Here is a 16,882-nt window from a genome sequence, read left to right as displayed (position 1 = left end):
CCCCATGACGGTGTCTCGATCGGCGAGCGCATCCCTACCCATAAACCGAACAGTAGTTCGAGGGTCCGACAGGAACCCGGCCGATCTGAACCCAGTGACTAAGGAGACTGTGAGAAATTCGGCCTACCCCGGCCTGAATGTCGGCCTGCAGTCGCTCAGCAGACCTGGCTCAACAAGGCTTCGGTGGGCGGCCGGCGCTGAGTCCAGGGCTGGACCGATTCGAGCTGGGCGGCAAGCGAAATCAGGGTGGCCTCGTCATTGGCCCGCCCCACCAGGTGCACCGCCTCGGGCACCCCGGCGGCGTCGATACCGGTGGGCACCGAGATCGCCGGCTGGCCGCTGTAGTTCTGCGGGAAGGTGAACGGGATGAACTTCAGCATCCGCAGCATGGCGCGGGTCGGGCCGAATCCCTCGAAGTAGCCCAGCTGCACCGGCGGAATCGCCAGCACCGGGGTCATCAGCACGTCGAAGTCGGCGATCGGGTGCTGTGAGCGGGCAGTGATCCGGGGCTCGGCGGCGAGGGCGCGACGGGCGAGCCAGTCCGGGACCAGGCGGCTGGTTCGGGCCTCGGCCCGCATCCGTCGTTCCAGCAGGTCGGTTTTCGGGAGCTGCTCGATCTCGTGGGCGAAGCCGTTCATGAACAGCGCGAGCACCGCGGCGATCCCCGTCACCGGGTAGACCGGGTCGCGTTCGACGACCTCGTGGCCCAGCGAACGCAACAACTCCGCGGTCTGCAGGACCGGGCGGCGCACCTCGTCGCTGACCTGCACCGGGACCACCGGCTTGAACGACATCGCGATCCGCAACGGCCGTGTCGGCACCCGCAGCGCGTCCATCAGCGGCGGCGCCGCCGGCGGCGACGGAATCTCGTCGTCGGGTTCGGGCCCGGTCATCGCGTCGTGCAGCAGTGCGGTGTCGACGACACTGCGGGCCAGCGGCCCGATGTGGTTGAGGCCGTGGAAGCGGTACGCCCGTTCGGGCGACTCCTTGGTGCTGATCCGGCCGCGCTGCCCCTTGAGGCCGACCAACCCGCAGCAGGCGGCCGGGATGCGCACCGAGCCGCCGCTGTCGCTGCCGGTGGCGCCGGGCACCATCCCGGAGGCGACCGCGGCGGCCGAACCGCCGCTGGAGCCGCCCGGGGTGCGATACAGGTCCCACGGGTTGCGGGTCACCCCCCAGGTCGCCGATTCGCACACCGGGTAGGCGCCGAACTCCGAGAGGTGGGTCTTGCCGATGATCACTGCACCCGCGGCGCGCAGCCGCCGCACCGCGGCGCTGTCGGTGCTCGCCGGGCCGACGTCGATTCCGGTGCCGCACATGGACGAAACGCCGGCCACGTCGGTGTCGTCCTTGACCGCGATCGGCACGCCGGCCAACGGCAGCACTTCTCCGGCGGCCAACCGCCGCTCGATGTGCGCCGCCTCGTCCATCGCCCGGTCGCCGAGCACTGTGCGGAACACGTTCAGAACCGGGTCGAGCCGGGCGATCCGATCCAGGTAGAGGGCCACCAACTCGCGCGGGGACACTTCCCGCTCACGCACCAGCTGTGCCAGGTGCGCGACACCGGCAAAAGCCAGCTCATGATCCTGCTCATGATCGTGCGCGGCAGACATCGTTGCGTCCTTTCCCCGGGGACCACAATACCCACGGTGCGCTGCGCAAACGTGTGGCCGCGTTGGCGACACACTAAGAACTGCGCACGTCAGCCGGCGGGCTCGATGTTGTGGTTGAGAGTGAACCGGTTCTCCGGGTCCAGGCGCGTCTTGAGTTCGGCGAGCCGCTGGTAGCCGGCATCGCCGAAGGTCGCGCGGATGCGGTCCTGCCCTTCGTCGCCCACGAAATTCAAGTAGGCGCTCGCCGGGCCCAGCGGGCGCAGGATCTCGAAGGCCTGCCCGGCCCACGCTGTGCACCGGGCGGTGTCGGCGGGGTCGGTCCAGGTCGTCATCAGATGGATGATGTACGGGTGGTCGCGGGCGACGACGGCCGTGGACTCCGGCGGAACGCGGCTGGCGTACCCGCCGAGCCGGATCAGGTGCAGCCGGGTCTGCGTCGAAGGCCGTGACCGGCCGAGCAGCGCGATGCGGCGGATCGCCTCGTCGGTGAGTTCGGTGACGAACAGCGATTTCCAGTAGTTCAGCCAGCCGTACGGGGCGGTGTAGTCGAGGGCCTGCTGCCAGGTCGAGTAGTCCAACGTGTGCTGCACCGCCACCACCGGCTTGGCCGCCACGCCCCGGACGTTGAGCAGGGCGCCGACATCGTCGCTGCCGATCGCGTCGGTCCGCGTCGAACAGGCCAGCACATTGACCAGCGACTTGCCCGTGGTGAAGTCGGTGGAGAAGTCGAGGATCGACGCCAGGTGGTCGGGTGCGTCGTCCATCTGGGCGCGGAAATGCTTCAGGGCCGCCTCGGCGTCGGTGTCGGGGTAAGACTGCACGCCGGCGGTCACCGCGATCACCGGGTGCAGGCGCAGCACGAACTGCGCTACGACGCCGAAGTTGCCGCCGCCGCCGCGCAGCCCCCACAACACGTCCGCGTTCTCGGTCTCACTGACGGTCAACACCTCGCCGGATGCGGTCACCAGTGTCGCGCCGATCAGGTTGTCGCAGGTCATGCCGTGGGCGCGGGAGAGCCAGCCGATGCCACCGCCGAGCGAGAACCCGCCGACGCCGGTCGTCGACACCACGCCGCCCGGGCAGGCCAACCCGTGTCTGCTGGTCACCGGGTCGACGTCGCCCCAGGTGGCGCCGGCGTCGACATAGGCGATCCGCGCTTGCGCGTCGACCCGCACCCCGCGCAGCAGGGTCAGGTCGATGACGATGCCGCCGTCGGTGGCCGAGTGACCGGCGACGCTGTGTCCGCCGCTGCGCACCGCGATCTCGGCACCGGCCGCCACGGCATAGCGCACCGCGGCGACGATGTCGTCCTGGGAGCGGCACTGCAGCACCACCTGGGGCCGCTTGTCGATCATGCCGTTGAATACCTGACGGACCTCGTCGTAGCGGGCGTCGCTAGGGGCGATGACTTCGCCGGAGAATCCCGGCACGGCAGGGGCGGTCGCTGTCATGGCATCCTCGGGGTCGGCGAAGTTCTTACTCGTCGCGAAGCTCGGTCGCCGGAGTGGACCGTGTGCTCTTCCAGGCGGGAATGATGGCCGCGAAAACCGCGGCGACGGTGGCCAATACGGCGTAAAGCACCGCGTCCGACCACGGGAACACCAGCGGGGTGATCAGGCCGACGTTGACCACGGCGGCCCGTCGGACCGCCTCGGATATGGCAATCGACAGCACCGCGCCGAACAGGCCGCCGGCGGCTCCGGCGACGACGGCCTCGATGGTGGTGATGGAGAACACCCGCGCCCGGGTGGCGCCCAGTGCCTGGATCAGGGCCACCTCGCGCCGGCGCCGGATCCCGACCAGCAGCAGCGTCGAGAGCACCGAGATGAAGGCGATGCCGAGTAGGCCGTACTTGAGGGTGTTCAACGGCGTCAGATACTGGCCGATGGACGTCGCGATCTCCGAGGCGTAGCCGTCGGTGTCCACTGCGGTCACCGGCTGGTCGAACTCGGTGGCCCGAATGCTCTCGATGACCTGGCCCGCGGTGAATCCCGGTGCCGGGGTGGCGAAGACCAGGCCGGCGGGCTGCGGGCCGTAGATCTGTTCGGCGATCGAGTACGGCATGTAGATCCGCCGGCCGCCGTATTCGGGGGTGGCCACAATGGTGCCGATGCTCATCGCCTGCGCATCCAGTCCACTTCCAAATACGAGTGTGTCACCGATGTGGAGTTTCTTCTCCCGGGCAAGGACGCTGCCGATGACGACTTCGTTGGCTTTCTGGCTCGCCTCCGGGGATTGGCCGGCAAGTAATCCGAATGGAAATGTCGGCCGGTCCTGGGCCTGAATATGCGCCAGTGACCCGTCTTTGAGGCTGATTTCGATTTCCGCCATCCGCTCGATCTTCTCCACCCCGGCCAACGAGTTCAGTTTGTTGACCGTCTGCGGGGCGAATCGGGCGTCCACCGGGCCGTAATCGGCGAACTGCGTCGTGGTGATGGCAATGCGCCCGTCGGCCTGTGATTCGGCGACCCGGGTGGCGCCGATGTGGATCGCGACGAGGAACCCGGAGAGCAGGATGGCGACCACGACCGGCACCGCGATGGCGCCCGAGATCGCCGCGGTGCGCGACCGGTCCGAGCGCAGCGCGTTGAGGGCGATGGTCAGCGTCGCCCCCCGGGACTTGTCCGGCCTGGTCCGCACGCTGGTGATGGCCTGGGCGCTGAGGTACGCGGTGGCCAGCAGCAGCCCGATGAGCGCGACCACCGCGCCCACGTCGGCGAGGATGGCCTGCCAGGCCGCCAGGGCGCCGGACAGGGTCGCCAGCCGTGCCGCGATCACCCCGCTCAGCCCGATCGCCAGCAGCAGCAGCGCCCTGAACCAGATCTTGCGCTGAGTCGTCTGCTCCTGGGCCGCCCGGCCGGACAACTCGGCTGCGATCGGGGTTCTGGACGCCGACAGGGCGGGCCCGACCGCGGCCCCCACCGCCAGCAGCAGTCCGGCCAGCACGCCGACCACCAGGATCGCCGGATTGAGCACCACCGGCACTGTCACGCCGATGAATCGTTCGGTGAGCTCACTGGCGCTGGCCACGATGGGCTCCGAGATCACGATGCCGGTCAGCACGCCCATCGCCGATCCCGCCGCGCCCAGCAGCGCGGCCTCGCTGAGGAACCCGGTCATGATCGAGGCAGGGGAGGCTCCCAGCGCAGAGGCGATGGCGATCTCGCGGCGGCGCTCCTCGACCGAGAGCCGGGTGATCTGGGTGATCAGGATGACCCCGACGCCGATCGAGATCAGCGCGAAGATGCCCAGCAGCGGCAACAGCACATCGTTGACGTTGTAGCCGCGCGCCGGTTCGCTGCGGGGCTGCACGCTGTAGGTGGGGCCCAGCGCGGTCTTCAGCCGTTGCTGGACCTCCGTCGAGTCGGCGTCCTTGGCCAGCGTCACATACAGCAGGTCCACCCGGTCGCCACGGGCGAACTGCACCTTGGCCATGCTCAGTGGCAGCACCGCGACCAGACCGTTGTTGACCTCGTCGAGGTCGGACACCCGCTGGAACTTCTCCACCGACAGCTGCCCGGCGTCGGTGACCAGGGTCGCCGAGGAGTTCAGCGAGTCGCCCAGTGACTTCGAGATCGCCGGCGGCGGTTCCTGCTGCCCGGCCTGACAGACCTTCGGGTCGACGATCCACTGCGCCGAGCAGTCCACGCCGAGGCCCAGCCCGTAGCTCTCGGTGCCCTTGCCGCCACTGTCGCCATTGCTGCGGATCATCGTCACGCCGCGGATGACCGGCACCACCGCCGCCACCCCGGGGACCGACCGGGTGTCCTCGATGACCGCCGGGCTGATGCCGCCGCGGGTGGCGGCGCCGACCACGCGCAGCGGTGCGGGCCCGGCGATCTGGTAGCCGACGTCTTCGACCGCTTTGGACACGCTGGTGACCTCGATCATCACGGCCACCACGACGGCGACACCACCGCCCAGCGAGAAAGCGGCCAGTGCTGCCCGGAATGCGTGTTTACGAACGGCCCGAAAATTGATGATCCGGAGCAGGCCGAAAGTCGCGGCTAATGTCCCGCGAGCCATGTCACATTGTCGGGCGCGTGAGCCATTCCGCTGTCGGTCTCGATTTCACCGTCGAGCAGCGAAACGAGCCGGGGGGCGTCGTCGGCGATTTTCCGGTCGTGCGTCACCAGCACAATTGTCTGGCCGGCGGCATTCAAGTTATACAGGGCGTCAATAACCCGCTGCCCGTTAAGGGTGTCCAGGTTGCCGGTCGGTTCATCGGCGAGGATGACGTCGGGTTTCATGAAAAGTGCCCGCGCGACGGCGACTCGCTGTTGTTCACCGCCGGACAACTCCGACGGGACGCGCTTGGATTTGGCGGCCAGCCCGACCTGGTCCAGCAGGTTCATCGCGTGGGCGTGCTGGGAGCGGCCGGATTTGCCCGCCAGCAGGCCCGGCAGCATGACGTTCTCCACGACCGACAGACCGCCGAGAAGGTTGAACGCCTGGAAGACGTAGCCGAGGGTCTGGCATCGGACGGCGGCCAGCTGCCGCCGGGACAGCTGCGAGACGCTGTGGCCGTTGATGAACACATCTCCGGAGGTCGGCAGGTCCAGCAGGCCCAGGATGCTCAGCAGGGTCGACTTGCCCGAGCCGGAAGGCCCGACCATGGCGACGAATTCGCCGCGGGTTATCTGGATATCGATGTTGCGCAATACCGGCGTCGCGGTATCGCCGTGACCGAACTGCTTGTTGAGTTTGCGCGCTTCCAGGACCACGGGAGGCCTTAGAACGACCGGCGGCGTGTGTCCGTTTTGGTCGAGCTCCACGGTGTGGATGTCGGTCCTGATCATGAATCTCCAGCGGGCGTGTGTGATAAAGGATCATGCCCGCGTAGGGCGCGTTTCTCAATTCATTGCGCACTCCGATGATGCTGCGCTACCGGCGATGCCATCTCCGAGCATACCGACCTACGCCGCCTGCTGAAAATCATTCGTCCGTGACACCGGACACCATTGACTGCCCTGGTAGACGGGGATTGTCGTAGTCAGCGGGAGACGCCGGCGACGCGGTTCCGCGGCAAAAGTGATCCTTGACCTGCGGTTTTTGTTCGTGGACTGCTGGCCATTGAAGTGCACCGCGCTCCGGTCACTCAGCGGCGCGGGTGGCCGGATGCACGGCCACCAGCCCGAGCTCATTGCGCCGCCGGCAGATCGCCGCCAGTTCGGCGTAGGCCTTTTCGCCCAGCAGTTCGGCGAGCTCGGGCCCCAGGCTCTGCCAGACCTGCCGGGCGCCGACGTGGGCCGCCGGGTCACCGGTGCAGTACCAGTGCAGGTCCGCGCCGCCGGAACCCCAGCCCCGGCGGTCGAACTCGGTGATCGTGGTCTTGAGGATCTCGGTGTCGTCGGGGCGCGTCACCCACTCCTGGCTGCGCCGGATCGGCAGCTGCCAGCACACGTCGGGCTTCATGGTGAGCGGTTCCACACCCAACCGGACCGCCTTGATGTGCAGCGCGCAACCGGCGCCGCCGGCGAAGCCGGGCCGGTTCAGAAAGATGCAGGCCCCCTTGACGGTGCGGGTGCGCAGTTGCTCCTCGCCGTCGTTCTCGTCGTATTCCAGGTAGCCCTTCTTGCCCAAGCCCTTGTCGCGGTACTGCCAGTCGGCGTCGGTCAGCTGCGCGACGGCGTCGTCGAGCTTGGCGCGGTCGTCGTCGTCGCACAGGAACGCGCCGTGCGAACAGCACCCGTCGTCGGGGCGGCCGGCCACGATGCCCCGGCAGGCCGCCGTGCCGAACACGCAGGTCCAACGGGACAGCAGCCAGGTCAGATCGGCAGCGATCAGATGTTCGGGGTTGTCCGGGTCGTAGAACTCCACCCATTCGCGGGGGAAGTCCAAGTCGACTTCACGCCGCGGGGGGCCGGGCTGCGCGGGGGTCACAAAACTCCACGCTAGACCACCAATTCGGGTTGTCTCGCCTTGGTCGATTCCGCGCCCCACTAAGTTGGTTGCGTGCGATTAGGCGTACTTGACGTCGGCAGCAATACCGTCCATCTCCTGGTGGTCGATGCTTACCGGGGCGGTCACCCGACCCCGATGAGTTCGACCAAGGCCACATTACGGTTGGCGGAGGCCACCGACAGCTCCGGAAAGATCACCCGGCGCGGTGCCGACAAACTGGTGTCCACGATCGACGAATTCGCCACCATCGCAGGCAGTTCGGGCTGCGCGGAGCTGATGGCGTTCGCCACCTCGGCGGTGCGCGACGCCTCCAACTCCGAGGACGTGCTGGCGCGGGTGCGCGCCGAGACCGGCGTCGAGTTGCAGGTGCTGGAGGGGGAGGACGAGTCCCGGCTGACGTTCCTGGCGGTGCGGCGCTGGTTCGGCTGGAGCGCCGGGCGGATCATCAACCTCGATATCGGTGGGGGGTCGCTGGAGATGTCCAGCGGCCTCGACGAGGAGCCCGAGGTGGCGTTGTCGCTGCCGTTGGGAGCCGGCCGGCTCACCCGGGAGTGGCTGCCCGAAGACCCGCCCGGGCGTCGCCGGGTGTCGATGCTGCGGGACTGGCTGGACACCGAGTTGGCGCCGGCCGCCGCGACGGTTCTCGACGCCGGCCCCCCCGACCTCGCGGTGGCGAGTTCCAAGACGTTTCGTTCGCTGGCGCGCCTCACCGGCGCTGCGCCGTCGGCTGCCGGACCCCGGGTGAGGCGCACATTGACCGCCGCGGGCCTTAGGCAGCTCATATCATTCATCTCTAGGATGACCACGGCAGATCGTGCCGAATTGGAAGGGGTGAGCGCCGAGCGGGCCCCGCAGATCGTGGCGGGCGCCCTCGTGGCGGAAGCGAGCATGCGAGCGCTGTCGATCGAAACGGTTCAGATTTGCCCGTGGGCGCTGCGGGAGGGCTTGATCCTGCGGCGGCTCGACCGTGAAGCCGACAGCGCCATCCTGCTCCAATCCTCGTCCGTGGGCATGGCCCGGCAAGGAGGGGGCGCACGATGACCGAGCACAAGCCCGACCCCCGCGACGTCGAGACGCGGCCGATCTCCGTTGCCGAGTTACTCGCCAAGAACGGCACGATCGGTTCGCCGCCGGTGACCGGTCGCCGCCGCCGTCGGCGCGGCAACGCCGACGCCGTCACCGTCGCCGAACTGACCGGTGAGATCCCGATCATCCGGGACGAGGACGGGCCCCCCGAGCCGGTGGCCGCCGCCGAATCGCCGGACGGCGGCGAGACTTCCGACACCGCGGCGAGCGGCGCACTGTCCCTCGGCCCGGCACCCGGATTCATCGACGACGACAAGCCCCTCACCGGGCCACGCCGGGCGGAGCCGGACGACCGGCCCGCCACCGGGCCGCGGCCGGTGGAACGGGCGGAACCCACCCAGCGGTCGGCGCCCGAACCGCGCTGGCCCAAATCCCCGCCGCAGCCGCCGCGCACCGGCGGCCCCCAGCAGAGCCCCTACCCGCGGCCGATGCGCCGCTCGGATGTGCCCGCAGCGGGCAACGGCCGTCCGGCATCCGCCGCCCCGTCCACCGGCTCCGGCGCCGAACGGATGCGTCCCGACCCGATCGAGACCTACACCGACGTCGAACTCGATGTGATGGACACCGACGTGCGCGAGGCCGACCTGTCGGTCGGGGACTCCGCCTATGTGCGCTCGGTCCTGAGCAAGGCCGGCAGTACCGAGCGGCCGGTCCGGCCGGATCTCGGCGCGGTCGACCCAGCCGACGCCGACACCGATCTTGCCGCCGCCGCCGATCGTGCCGACCACGACGCCGTCGACGCCGTCGCATCCGAGCCGGCCGATGACGAGTACGTGGGCCGGCCGGGAGTGGTCGGCGGGTTGCTGGTGGTGCTGCAGTCGATCCTGGCGGTGGCGTTCGGCGGCGGGCTGTTCATCGCCTTCGACCAGTTGTGGCGGTGGAACAGCATCGTCGCACTGGTGCTCACGGTGCTGGTCACGCTCGGCCTGGTCGCCGCCGTTCAGGCCGTCCGCAAGACCGTCGACATCGGCAGCACTTTGATCGCCGTCGCGGTCGGACTGTTGATCACCCTGGGGCCGCTGGCGTTGCACGCCAACTAGCCGTTCACTATTAGTCCGTGCGCCCCGCCATCAAGGTCGGCTTGTCGACGGCTTCGGTCTACCCCCTGCGGGCCGAGGCCGCCTTCGAGTACGCGGCCCGACTCGGCTACGACGGTGTCGAGCTGATGGTGTGGGGGGAGTCGGTCAGCCAGGACGTCGGCGCCGTGCAGCGGTTGTCGCGCAAGTACCGGGTGCCGGTGCTGTCGGTGCACGCACCGTGCCTGCTGATCTCGCAGCGGGTCTGGGGCGCCAACCCGATCCACAAGCTGGAACGCAGTGTCCGGGCCGCCGAACGGCTCGAAGCCCAGACCGTCGTGGTGCATCCGCCGTTTCGCTGGCAACGCCGCTACGCCGAGGGATTCAGCGACCAGGTCGCCGACTTGGAGGCCCGCAGCAACGTGGCGGTGGCGGTGGAGAACATGTTCCCGTTCCGCGCCGACCGATTCTTCGGCGCTGATCAGTCGCGAGAGCGGATGCGCCGGCGCGGTGGGGGTCCGGGAGCGGGGATTTCGGCGTTCGCGCCGTCCCACGACCCGCTCGACGGCAACCACACGCACTACACCCTGGACCTGTCGCACACCGCGACCGCCGGCACCGACGCGCTGGACATGGCCCGCCGCATGGGTTCGGGCCTCACCCATCTGCACCTGTGCGACGGCACCGGACTGCCGGCCGACGAGCATCTGGTGCCCGGGCACGGCGACCAGCCCACCGTCGAGGTGTGTCACCTGCTGGCCGCCGGCGACTTCACCGGTCATGTGGTGCTGGAGGTGACCACCTCCCATGCTCGCTCGCCGCACGAGCGCGAGGCACTGTTGATCGAGTCGCTACAGTTCGCCCGCACGCATCTGCTGCGCTGATCGCTGAGACAAGGAGGCCCGCGTGACCTCATCCACGCTGTTCACCGATGCCATGGCCCTGGTGCGCCTCGATGGCCACGACGATGGCTTCCAGGGCTATGACGGTGGCGACGTGGCGGTGTTCGCCGGCGCGCTCAACGAGCACTGGACGATCGGCCCGAAGGTGCACGGCGGCGCGATGCTGGCGTTGTGCGCCAACGCCGCCCGCACCGCCCACGGCGGCGACGTGCAACCGGTCGCGGTGTCCGCCAGCTACCTGTGGGCGCCCGACCCCGGTCCGATGCGGCTGGTGGCCAGGATTCGTAAGCGCGGCCGGCGGGTCAGCCTGGTCGACGTGGAACTCAACCAGGGCGAGCGCACCGCGGTGCGCACCGTGGTCACCCTCGGCGAGCCCGAGCACCAGGCGCCGCCGCTGCTGTCGTTCAACCCGGTGGTGCCGTTGATGACGCCGGAGCCGCCGCCCGGCCTGGAGCCGATCGGTCCGGGCCATCCGATGGAGCACATCGTGCATCTGGCGCACGGCTGCGACATCCGTCCGGCGCTGACCACGCTCGGCCCGCGCTCGGATGGCGGCCCGCCGGTGATCGAGATGTGGGTGCGGCCCAAGGACGCCGCTCCCGACGTGCTGTTCGCGCTGCTGTGCGGCGACGTCTCGGCGCCGGTGACCTACGCGGTCAACCGGATGGGCTGGGCGCCCACCGTGCAGCTCACCGCCTATCTACGGGCCATGCCGGCCGACGGCTGGCTGCGGGTGATCTGCAGCTGCGTGCAGATCGGCCAGGATTGGTTCGACGAAGACCACACCGTGGTCGACTGCGAAGGCCGCATCGTGGTGCAGACCCGCCAGCTGGCCATGGTTCCCGCCCAGTAGCCCGCCGCGGGCGGCTCCGCCGCACTGGCGATCGCTGGTGCGGTGCGGGCGACCCGCCGCGCGCGGCTCCGTCGCGCTGGCGACCGCCCGGGTCTGCCATGCTGTCGCCATGGCGAGAATCGCGATCATCGGCGGCGGCAACATGGGTGAGGCCTTGCTGGCGGGTTTGCTGGCGGCCGGCCGGCCGGTCAAGGACCTCGTCGTCGCCGAACGCTTCGGTGACCGCGCCCGACGGCTCTCCGAGAAGTATTCGGTGCTGGTGACCTCGGTCGCCGACGCGGTTGAGAATGCGTCCATCGTGATCGTCGCTGTGAAACCGCAGGACGTGGAATCCGTCGTCGCCGAGTTCGCCAAGAACCTCACTGCCGCCTCGGAGAACAGTCCCGAGCAGGTGTTGGTGAGCATCGTGGCCGGTGTCACCACCGGGTACGTGGAGTCCAAGCTGCCCGCGGGCACCGCGGTGATCCGGGTGATGCCGAACACCCCGGTCAAGGTCGGCGCCGGCGCCTGCGCGCTGGCCAAGGGCCGGTTCCCCGGTAACGAGCAGGTCGAGCAGGTCGCCGAGCTGTTCGAGTGCGTCGGCACGGTGGTGATCGTCCCGGAAGATCAGATGGACTCCGTCACCGCCGTCTCGGGTTCGGGGCCCGCGTACTTCTTCTTGATGGTGGAGGCATTGGTGGATGCCGGGGTTGCGGCCGGGCTGAGTCGGCAGGGGGCCACCGATCTGGCGGTGCAGACCATGGCCGGGTCGGCGCAGATGCTGCTGGCGGAACGCGGCGAGACGGCGGGGACCGCGAATTCGGTCATCGACACCGCCCCGGCTCAGCTGAGAGCCATGGTGACCTCCCCGGGCGGGACCACCGCGGCCGCGTTGCGGGAACTGGAGGCCGGAGGCCTGCGGACCTCGGTCGATCGGGCGGTCCAAGCGGCAAAAACCCGCTCTGAGCAGCTAAGAATTACATCAGAGTGATTCACTTATTTTTCACATATTGCCTCTCACCCGTCGCAGGAACCCCATTCGTCCCGCTATTCTCCTCTATGTCTGTGCGTGTGGGCGCAGCGGAGGGGAAGCCGCTGGGACTGCACGTGCCTGATTGAAATGGGTAACGATGACGTCTGCGAACGGGCCTTCGGCACGCGACTCCACTGGCGGCAGGGCGGCACGGGATGCCGGCCCAGCCGACACGGGCCGGGCACAATTTCTCACCGTGGCCGAGGTGGCTGCGCTGATGCGGGTCAGCAAGATGACGGTGTACCGCCTGGTGCACAACGGCGAACTGCCCGCGGTGCGGGTGGGACGGTCTTTCCGGGTGCACGCCAAGGCGGTGCACGACCTCTTGGAGACCTCCTTCTTCGACGCGGGCTGACCGCCGGTCGACGCCTAAGCGCCCCCCGGGCGTCGCCGCACGGCGACGCCCGGGGTCGGCTGTGTTCGGGGCCGGGTCAGGTGCCGGTTTTCTGCTCGGCGCCTGCCTACGGGTAAAGTGGCCGGGTCGATCAAGTTCAGCAGCGCCCCTGTGGCGGCGCGGGCGGAAGCAGATAGCGGAGTTCATGGGTTCAGTCATCAAGAAGCGGCGCAAGCGCATGTCGAAGAAGAAGCACCGCAAGCTGCTTCGCCGTACCCGGGTGCAGCGCAGAAAACTCGGTAAGTAACTCCGCCGAGCCCTCGCCCGGGGCACGGGCCGGGACGGTCGATCGCCCCGGTACTGCTTTCGCAGACTGGCCGTTAGGCTGGCGGGGTGGACGAGGCCGGACCCCCGAGCGACAGCACGCGAAGCGACGTCCGGCACTATCCCAAGGTTGTGTTGGTCACCGGCGCATGCCGGTTCCTGGGCGGCTATCTGACCGCCCGGCTGACGCAGAATCCCTTGATCAACCGGGTGATCGCGGTGGACGCGGTGATGCCGAGCAAGGACATGCTGCGGCGGATGGGACGCGCCGAATTCGTTCGCGCCGACATCCGCAATCCCTTTATCGCCAAGGTGATTCGAAATAGCGAGGTCGACACCGTAGTGCACGCCGCCGCGGCGTCGTACGTGCCGCGCTCCGGCGGCGGGGCGGCCCTGAAAGAGCTCAACGTGATGGGCGCCATGCAGTTGTTCGCCGCCTGCCAGAAGGCGCCCTCGGTGCGCCGGGTGGTGCTCAAGTCGACCTCGGAGGTCTACGGGTCCTGCTCACGTGACCCGGTGCTGTTCACCGAGGACAGCACCAGTCACCGGCCGCCCACCCAGGGTTTTCCCCGCGACAGCATCGACATCGAGGGCTACGCCCGCGGGCTGGGCCGGCGCCGGCCCGACATCGCGGTCACCATCCTGCGGATGGCCAACATGATCGGCCCGGCCATGGACACCGCGCTGTCGCGCTACCTCGGCGGCCCACTGGTGCCGATGGTGCTGGGCCGCGACGCCCGCCTGCAGCTGCTGCACGAGCAGGACGCGTTGGGGGCCCTGGAACGGGCCACCATGGCCGGAAAGGCCGGCACCTTCAACGTCGGCGCCGACGGCATCATCATGATGTCGCAGGCGATCCGCCGCTCGGGCCGGATCCCGGTGCCGGTGTTCGGGCTGGGGCTGTGGGCGCTGGACTCGTTACGGCGGGCCAACAACTACACCGAGATCAACCGGGAGCAGCTGAACTATCTCAGCTTTGGCCGGGTGATGGATACGACTAGAATGCGAACCGACCTCGGGTACAGCACCAAATGGACCACCGCCGAGGCATTCGATGACTACGTGCGGGGTCGAGGGCTCAACCCGATCATCGACCCCAAATGGGTACATTCGGCGGAACGGCGCGCGGTGAGCGCGGTGCAACGGCTGGGCGATATCGGTTTCAACAGGGCGCGGGGAGGGTAACGCCATGGTTGGTGATTCCAGGGCTAAAGTCATTCCGCTGCACAAGAACTCGGGGTCCGCGCGTCGACACCCGTCGACGCTGAGCCGCCCCGGCGAACGCGCCTCGGCTGAGCAGATCAGCGCCATCGTCCGCGATATCGACGGGCGCCGCGGCGCCGCGGGGGCGTCCGGTGACCCCGAGGCCACCCCGAACGAGTTCGTCCGGCGGGTGGCCGGCCTCGCCGCATTCCTGCGGCAGCGGATCACCGGTGACTACCAGGTCGATGAGTTCGGGTTCGACCCGCACTTCAACGAAGCCGTCGCCCTGCCGCTGCTGCGGCTCCTCTTCAACGACTGGTTCCGGGTCGAAGTCAGCGGCATCGAGAACCTGCCGGCCGATGGGCCCGCGCTGGTGGTGGCCAACCACGCCGGGGTGCTGCCGATGGACGCGCTGATGCTGTCGGTGGCGGTGCACGACCATCATCCGGGCCGTCGCGACCTGCGGATGCTCGGCGCGGATCTGGTGTTCGACCTGCCGGTGATCGGCCCGGCCGCCCGCAAGGCCGGCCACACCATGGCCTGCACCGCCGACGCCCATCGATTGCTGGCGGCCGGCGAGCTGACGGCGGTGTTCCCGGAGGGCTACAAGGGCCTGGGCAAGCGGTTCAAGGACCGCTACAAGCTGCAGCGGTTCGGCCGCGGCGGTTTCGTGTCCGCCGCGCTGCAGACCCAGGCGCCGATCGTGCCGTGCTCGATCGTCGGTTCCGAGGAGATCTATCCGATGATCGCCGACGTCAAGCTGTTGGCCCGACTGCTGGGCGTGCCGTACTTCCCGATCACCCCGCTGTTCCCGCTGGCCGGGCCGGCGGGCCTGGTGCCGCTGCCGTCGAAGTGGCACATCACCTTCGGGGAACCGATCCAGACCACCGACTACGAGGCCGGTGCCGCCGACGACCCGATGGTCACCTTCGAACTGACCGACCAGGTGCGCGAGACCATTCAGCAGACGCTGTACCGGCTGCTGGCCGGGCGCCGCAACATGTTCTTCGGCTGACGTCCCCGTCGTGAGCGAGCGGGTTTGCCCGCAGCACAGCGCGTGCGCGCGTTCGACTGCGCACGCTGGCCGGAACGGCGACGTCTACTTCTTGCCCAGCGCGCGGTCGCGCATCGCCTCCAGGGCGGCGATCGTCGCCGCCTCGGTGTCGGCGTCCTGATTCACCGACTCGCCGAGCATGGTGACCACGCTGGTCACCACCGGCTTGCCGTCGGCGTCGGTGACCTCGCTGCGCACCTCGCTGACCACCGTGCCGTGCGACTCGATCACCGAGTCGAGGTAGGTGTCGAAGAACAGCTTGTCACCGGCCACGATGGGCCGGTGGAAGGTGAACTTCTGGTCGCGGTGCAGCACCCGGGCGATATTGATCGGGATGTCGAACTTGTCGAAGATCTCCAGCTGCACCTGGCGGCCGGCGACCGCTAGAAACGTCAGCGACGCCACCAGTCCGGGGTGCCCCGCGTCAGTCGCGGCGGCCTCGTCGAAGTGCGCCGGGTGCTCGTCTTTGACCGAACGGGCGAACTCGCGGATCTTCTCCCGGCCGACTTCGAAGTGGTCCGGGAACCGGTAATGGGTACCGATGACCCCCTGCGATTCGGTGTGTACTGCCATGCCCGTTTACCCCTCCGCTCGCCGTGGTGTTCGGCGGCGGAAGCCTATCAGCGAGCAGCTCAAGCGCGCTCGTTCCGGTGCGCCACGGCTGCCGCCAGGGCCCCGCCGACGGCCCCCAACGCCAGCGCCGACGGCACCCCGATCCGCGCCGCCCGGCGTGCGGTGCGGAAGTCGCGGATCTCCCAGTCGCGCTTGCGCGCCATCTCGCGCAACGCGGCATCGGGATTGATCGCCACCGCGGTGCCCACCAGCGACAGCATCGGCACGTCGTTGAAGCTGTCGGAGTAGGCGGTGCAGCGCCGCAGGTTCAACCCCTCCCGGATCGCCAGTGACCGCACCGCGTGTGCCTTGCCCGGACCGTGCAGGATCTCGCCGACCAGCCGGCCGGTGAACACCCCGTCGACCGACTCCGCGACGGTGCCCAGCGCACCGGTCAGCCCGAGCCGGCGGGCGATGGTCTCGGCCAGCTCGTAGGGGGTGGCGGTGACCAGCCAGACCTGCTGGCCGGCATCGAGGTGCATCTGGGCCAGCTCGCGGGTGCCCGGCCAGATCTTGTCGGCGATGATCTCGTCGTAAATCTCCTCGCCCAGCTCCACCAGCTCCGATACCGGCCGCCCCTCGATGAAGGCCAGCGCCTTGCGGCGGCCGGCCGCGACGTCGTCGCTGTTCTCCCGGCCGGTCAGCTGGAACTTGGCCTGGGCGTAGAGAAAGCCCACGACATCGCGGTAGGTGAAGTAGTGGCGGGCGGCCAGCCCACGGCCGAAATGCACCATCGAGGAGCCCTGCACCAGGGTGTTGTCGACGTCGAAGAACGCCGCGGCGGTCAGATCGACCGGCGCCGGGGTGTCGGCGTCGACCACGTCCGCGAGCGCCCGCTCGGCGCTTGCCGCGAAATCCCCGCCGATCACCGGGCCCGGGTCGGCGCCTGCTGCGGAATCCCCGTCGGCCGGGCCCGGTAAAGCCATCACCCGACTCCTTCCGCTGTGCACTGCCGGCCGCTGCTGCGGC

General features: G+C 69.0%; 16 protein-coding genes. 9 read left to right on the top strand and 7 right to left on the bottom strand.

Translation table 11 applies throughout. From position 1 onward, the window contains the following. Nucleotides 1–155: 155 nt before the first annotated feature. From AWC24_RS11350 to AWC24_RS11330, 5 genes are all read right to left on the bottom strand, one after another. Nucleotides 156–1,613 (bottom strand): amidase family protein, encoded by a 1,458-nt coding sequence (locus tag AWC24_RS11350; RefSeq protein WP_085084926.1) that lies wholly within the window; start codon nt 1,611–1,613, stop codon nt 156–158. Between the two features lie 89 nt (nt 1,614–1,702). Further along, entirely contained in the window at nt 1,703–3,064 is a 1,362-nt protein-coding gene (locus AWC24_RS11345) for an FAD-binding oxidoreductase (protein ID WP_085084924.1), read from the bottom strand. Between the two features lie 25 nt (nt 3,065–3,089). Then, complete coding sequence (locus tag AWC24_RS11340; RefSeq protein WP_234807336.1) at nt 3,090–5,639, bottom strand: FtsX-like permease family protein; 2,550 nt, start codon at nt 5,637–5,639, stop codon at nt 3,090–3,092. Further along, nucleotides 5,621–6,412: an ABC transporter ATP-binding protein gene (locus tag AWC24_RS11335; protein WP_234807335.1), complete on the bottom strand. Its 792-nt coding sequence runs from the start codon at nt 6,410–6,412 to the stop codon at nt 5,621–5,623. The genes AWC24_RS11340 and AWC24_RS11335 overlap by 19 nt, the downstream gene beginning before the upstream one ends. A 295-nt stretch (nt 6,413–6,707) precedes the next feature. After that, entirely contained in the window at nt 6,708–7,496 is a 789-nt protein-coding gene (locus tag AWC24_RS11330; RefSeq protein ID WP_085084920.1) for a DUF3109 family protein, read from the bottom strand. Nucleotides 7,497–7,568: 72 nt separating this feature from the next. Here AWC24_RS11330 and AWC24_RS11325 point away from each other — a divergent pair, with 72 nt between their 5' ends. The 9 genes from AWC24_RS11325 (at nt 7,569) to AWC24_RS11285 (ending at nt 15,262) form a co-directional block, all read left to right on the top strand. Then, nucleotides 7,569–8,558 (top strand): Ppx/GppA family phosphatase, encoded by a 990-nt coding sequence (locus AWC24_RS11325; RefSeq protein WP_085084918.1) that lies wholly within the window; start codon nt 7,569–7,571, stop codon nt 8,556–8,558. Continuing rightward, nucleotides 8,555–9,643, top strand: coding sequence for an Rv0497 family membrane protein (locus AWC24_RS11320; RefSeq protein ID WP_085084916.1), 1,089 nt, complete (start codon nt 8,555–8,557; stop codon nt 9,641–9,643). The genes AWC24_RS11325 and AWC24_RS11320 overlap by 4 nt, the downstream gene beginning before the upstream one ends. A gap of 17 nt (nt 9,644–9,660) precedes the next feature. Continuing rightward, nucleotides 9,661–10,503, top strand: a complete 843-nt coding sequence (locus AWC24_RS11315; protein ID WP_085084914.1) for a sugar phosphate isomerase/epimerase family protein — start codon at nt 9,661–9,663, stop codon at nt 10,501–10,503. A gap of 22 nt (nt 10,504–10,525) precedes the next feature. After that, on the top strand, nt 10,526–11,374 hold the full coding sequence (locus tag AWC24_RS11310; RefSeq protein WP_085084912.1) for a thioesterase family protein: 849 nt from the start codon (nt 10,526–10,528) through the stop codon (nt 11,372–11,374). A gap of 109 nt (nt 11,375–11,483) precedes the next feature. Further along, entirely contained in the window at nt 11,484–12,344 is an 861-nt protein-coding gene (gene proC, locus AWC24_RS11305) for a pyrroline-5-carboxylate reductase (protein WP_085084910.1), read from the top strand. Nucleotides 12,345–12,483: 139 nt separating this feature from the next. Then, nucleotides 12,484–12,741 (top strand): helix-turn-helix domain-containing protein, encoded by a 258-nt coding sequence (locus AWC24_RS11300; RefSeq protein WP_085084908.1) that lies wholly within the window; start codon nt 12,484–12,486, stop codon nt 12,739–12,741. Between the two features lie 184 nt (nt 12,742–12,925). Next, nucleotides 12,926–13,027, top strand: a complete 102-nt coding sequence (locus AWC24_RS11295) for a 30S ribosomal protein bS22 (RefSeq protein WP_003402602.1) — start codon at nt 12,926–12,928, stop codon at nt 13,025–13,027. A gap of 86 nt (nt 13,028–13,113) precedes the next feature. Beyond that, complete coding sequence (locus AWC24_RS11290) at nt 13,114–14,229, top strand: SDR family oxidoreductase (RefSeq protein WP_085084906.1); 1,116 nt, start codon at nt 13,114–13,116, stop codon at nt 14,227–14,229. Nucleotides 14,230–14,233: 4 nt separating this feature from the next. Further along, nucleotides 14,234–15,262 (top strand): lysophospholipid acyltransferase family protein, encoded by a 1,029-nt coding sequence (locus tag AWC24_RS11285; protein ID WP_085084904.1) that lies wholly within the window; start codon nt 14,234–14,236, stop codon nt 15,260–15,262. Between the two features lie 84 nt (nt 15,263–15,346). Here the strand turns inward: AWC24_RS11285 and AWC24_RS11280 are convergent, their stop codons facing one another. Beyond that, nucleotides 15,347–15,874, bottom strand: a complete 528-nt coding sequence (locus AWC24_RS11280; protein WP_085084902.1) for an FAS1-like dehydratase domain-containing protein — start codon at nt 15,872–15,874, stop codon at nt 15,347–15,349. 59 nt (nt 15,875–15,933) lie between these two features. Further along, nucleotides 15,934–16,839 (bottom strand): HAD family hydrolase, encoded by a 906-nt coding sequence (locus AWC24_RS11275; RefSeq protein WP_109560411.1) that lies wholly within the window; start codon nt 16,837–16,839, stop codon nt 15,934–15,936. Nucleotides 16,840–16,882: the final 43 nt, after the last annotated feature.

Source organism: Mycolicibacter senuensis (genome assembly GCF_002101885.1).
In the GTDB taxonomy this organism is placed as follows: domain Bacteria; phylum Actinomycetota; class Actinomycetes; order Mycobacteriales; family Mycobacteriaceae; genus Mycobacterium; species Mycobacterium senuense.
This window is presented reverse-complemented; position numbering and strand designations above follow the sequence as displayed.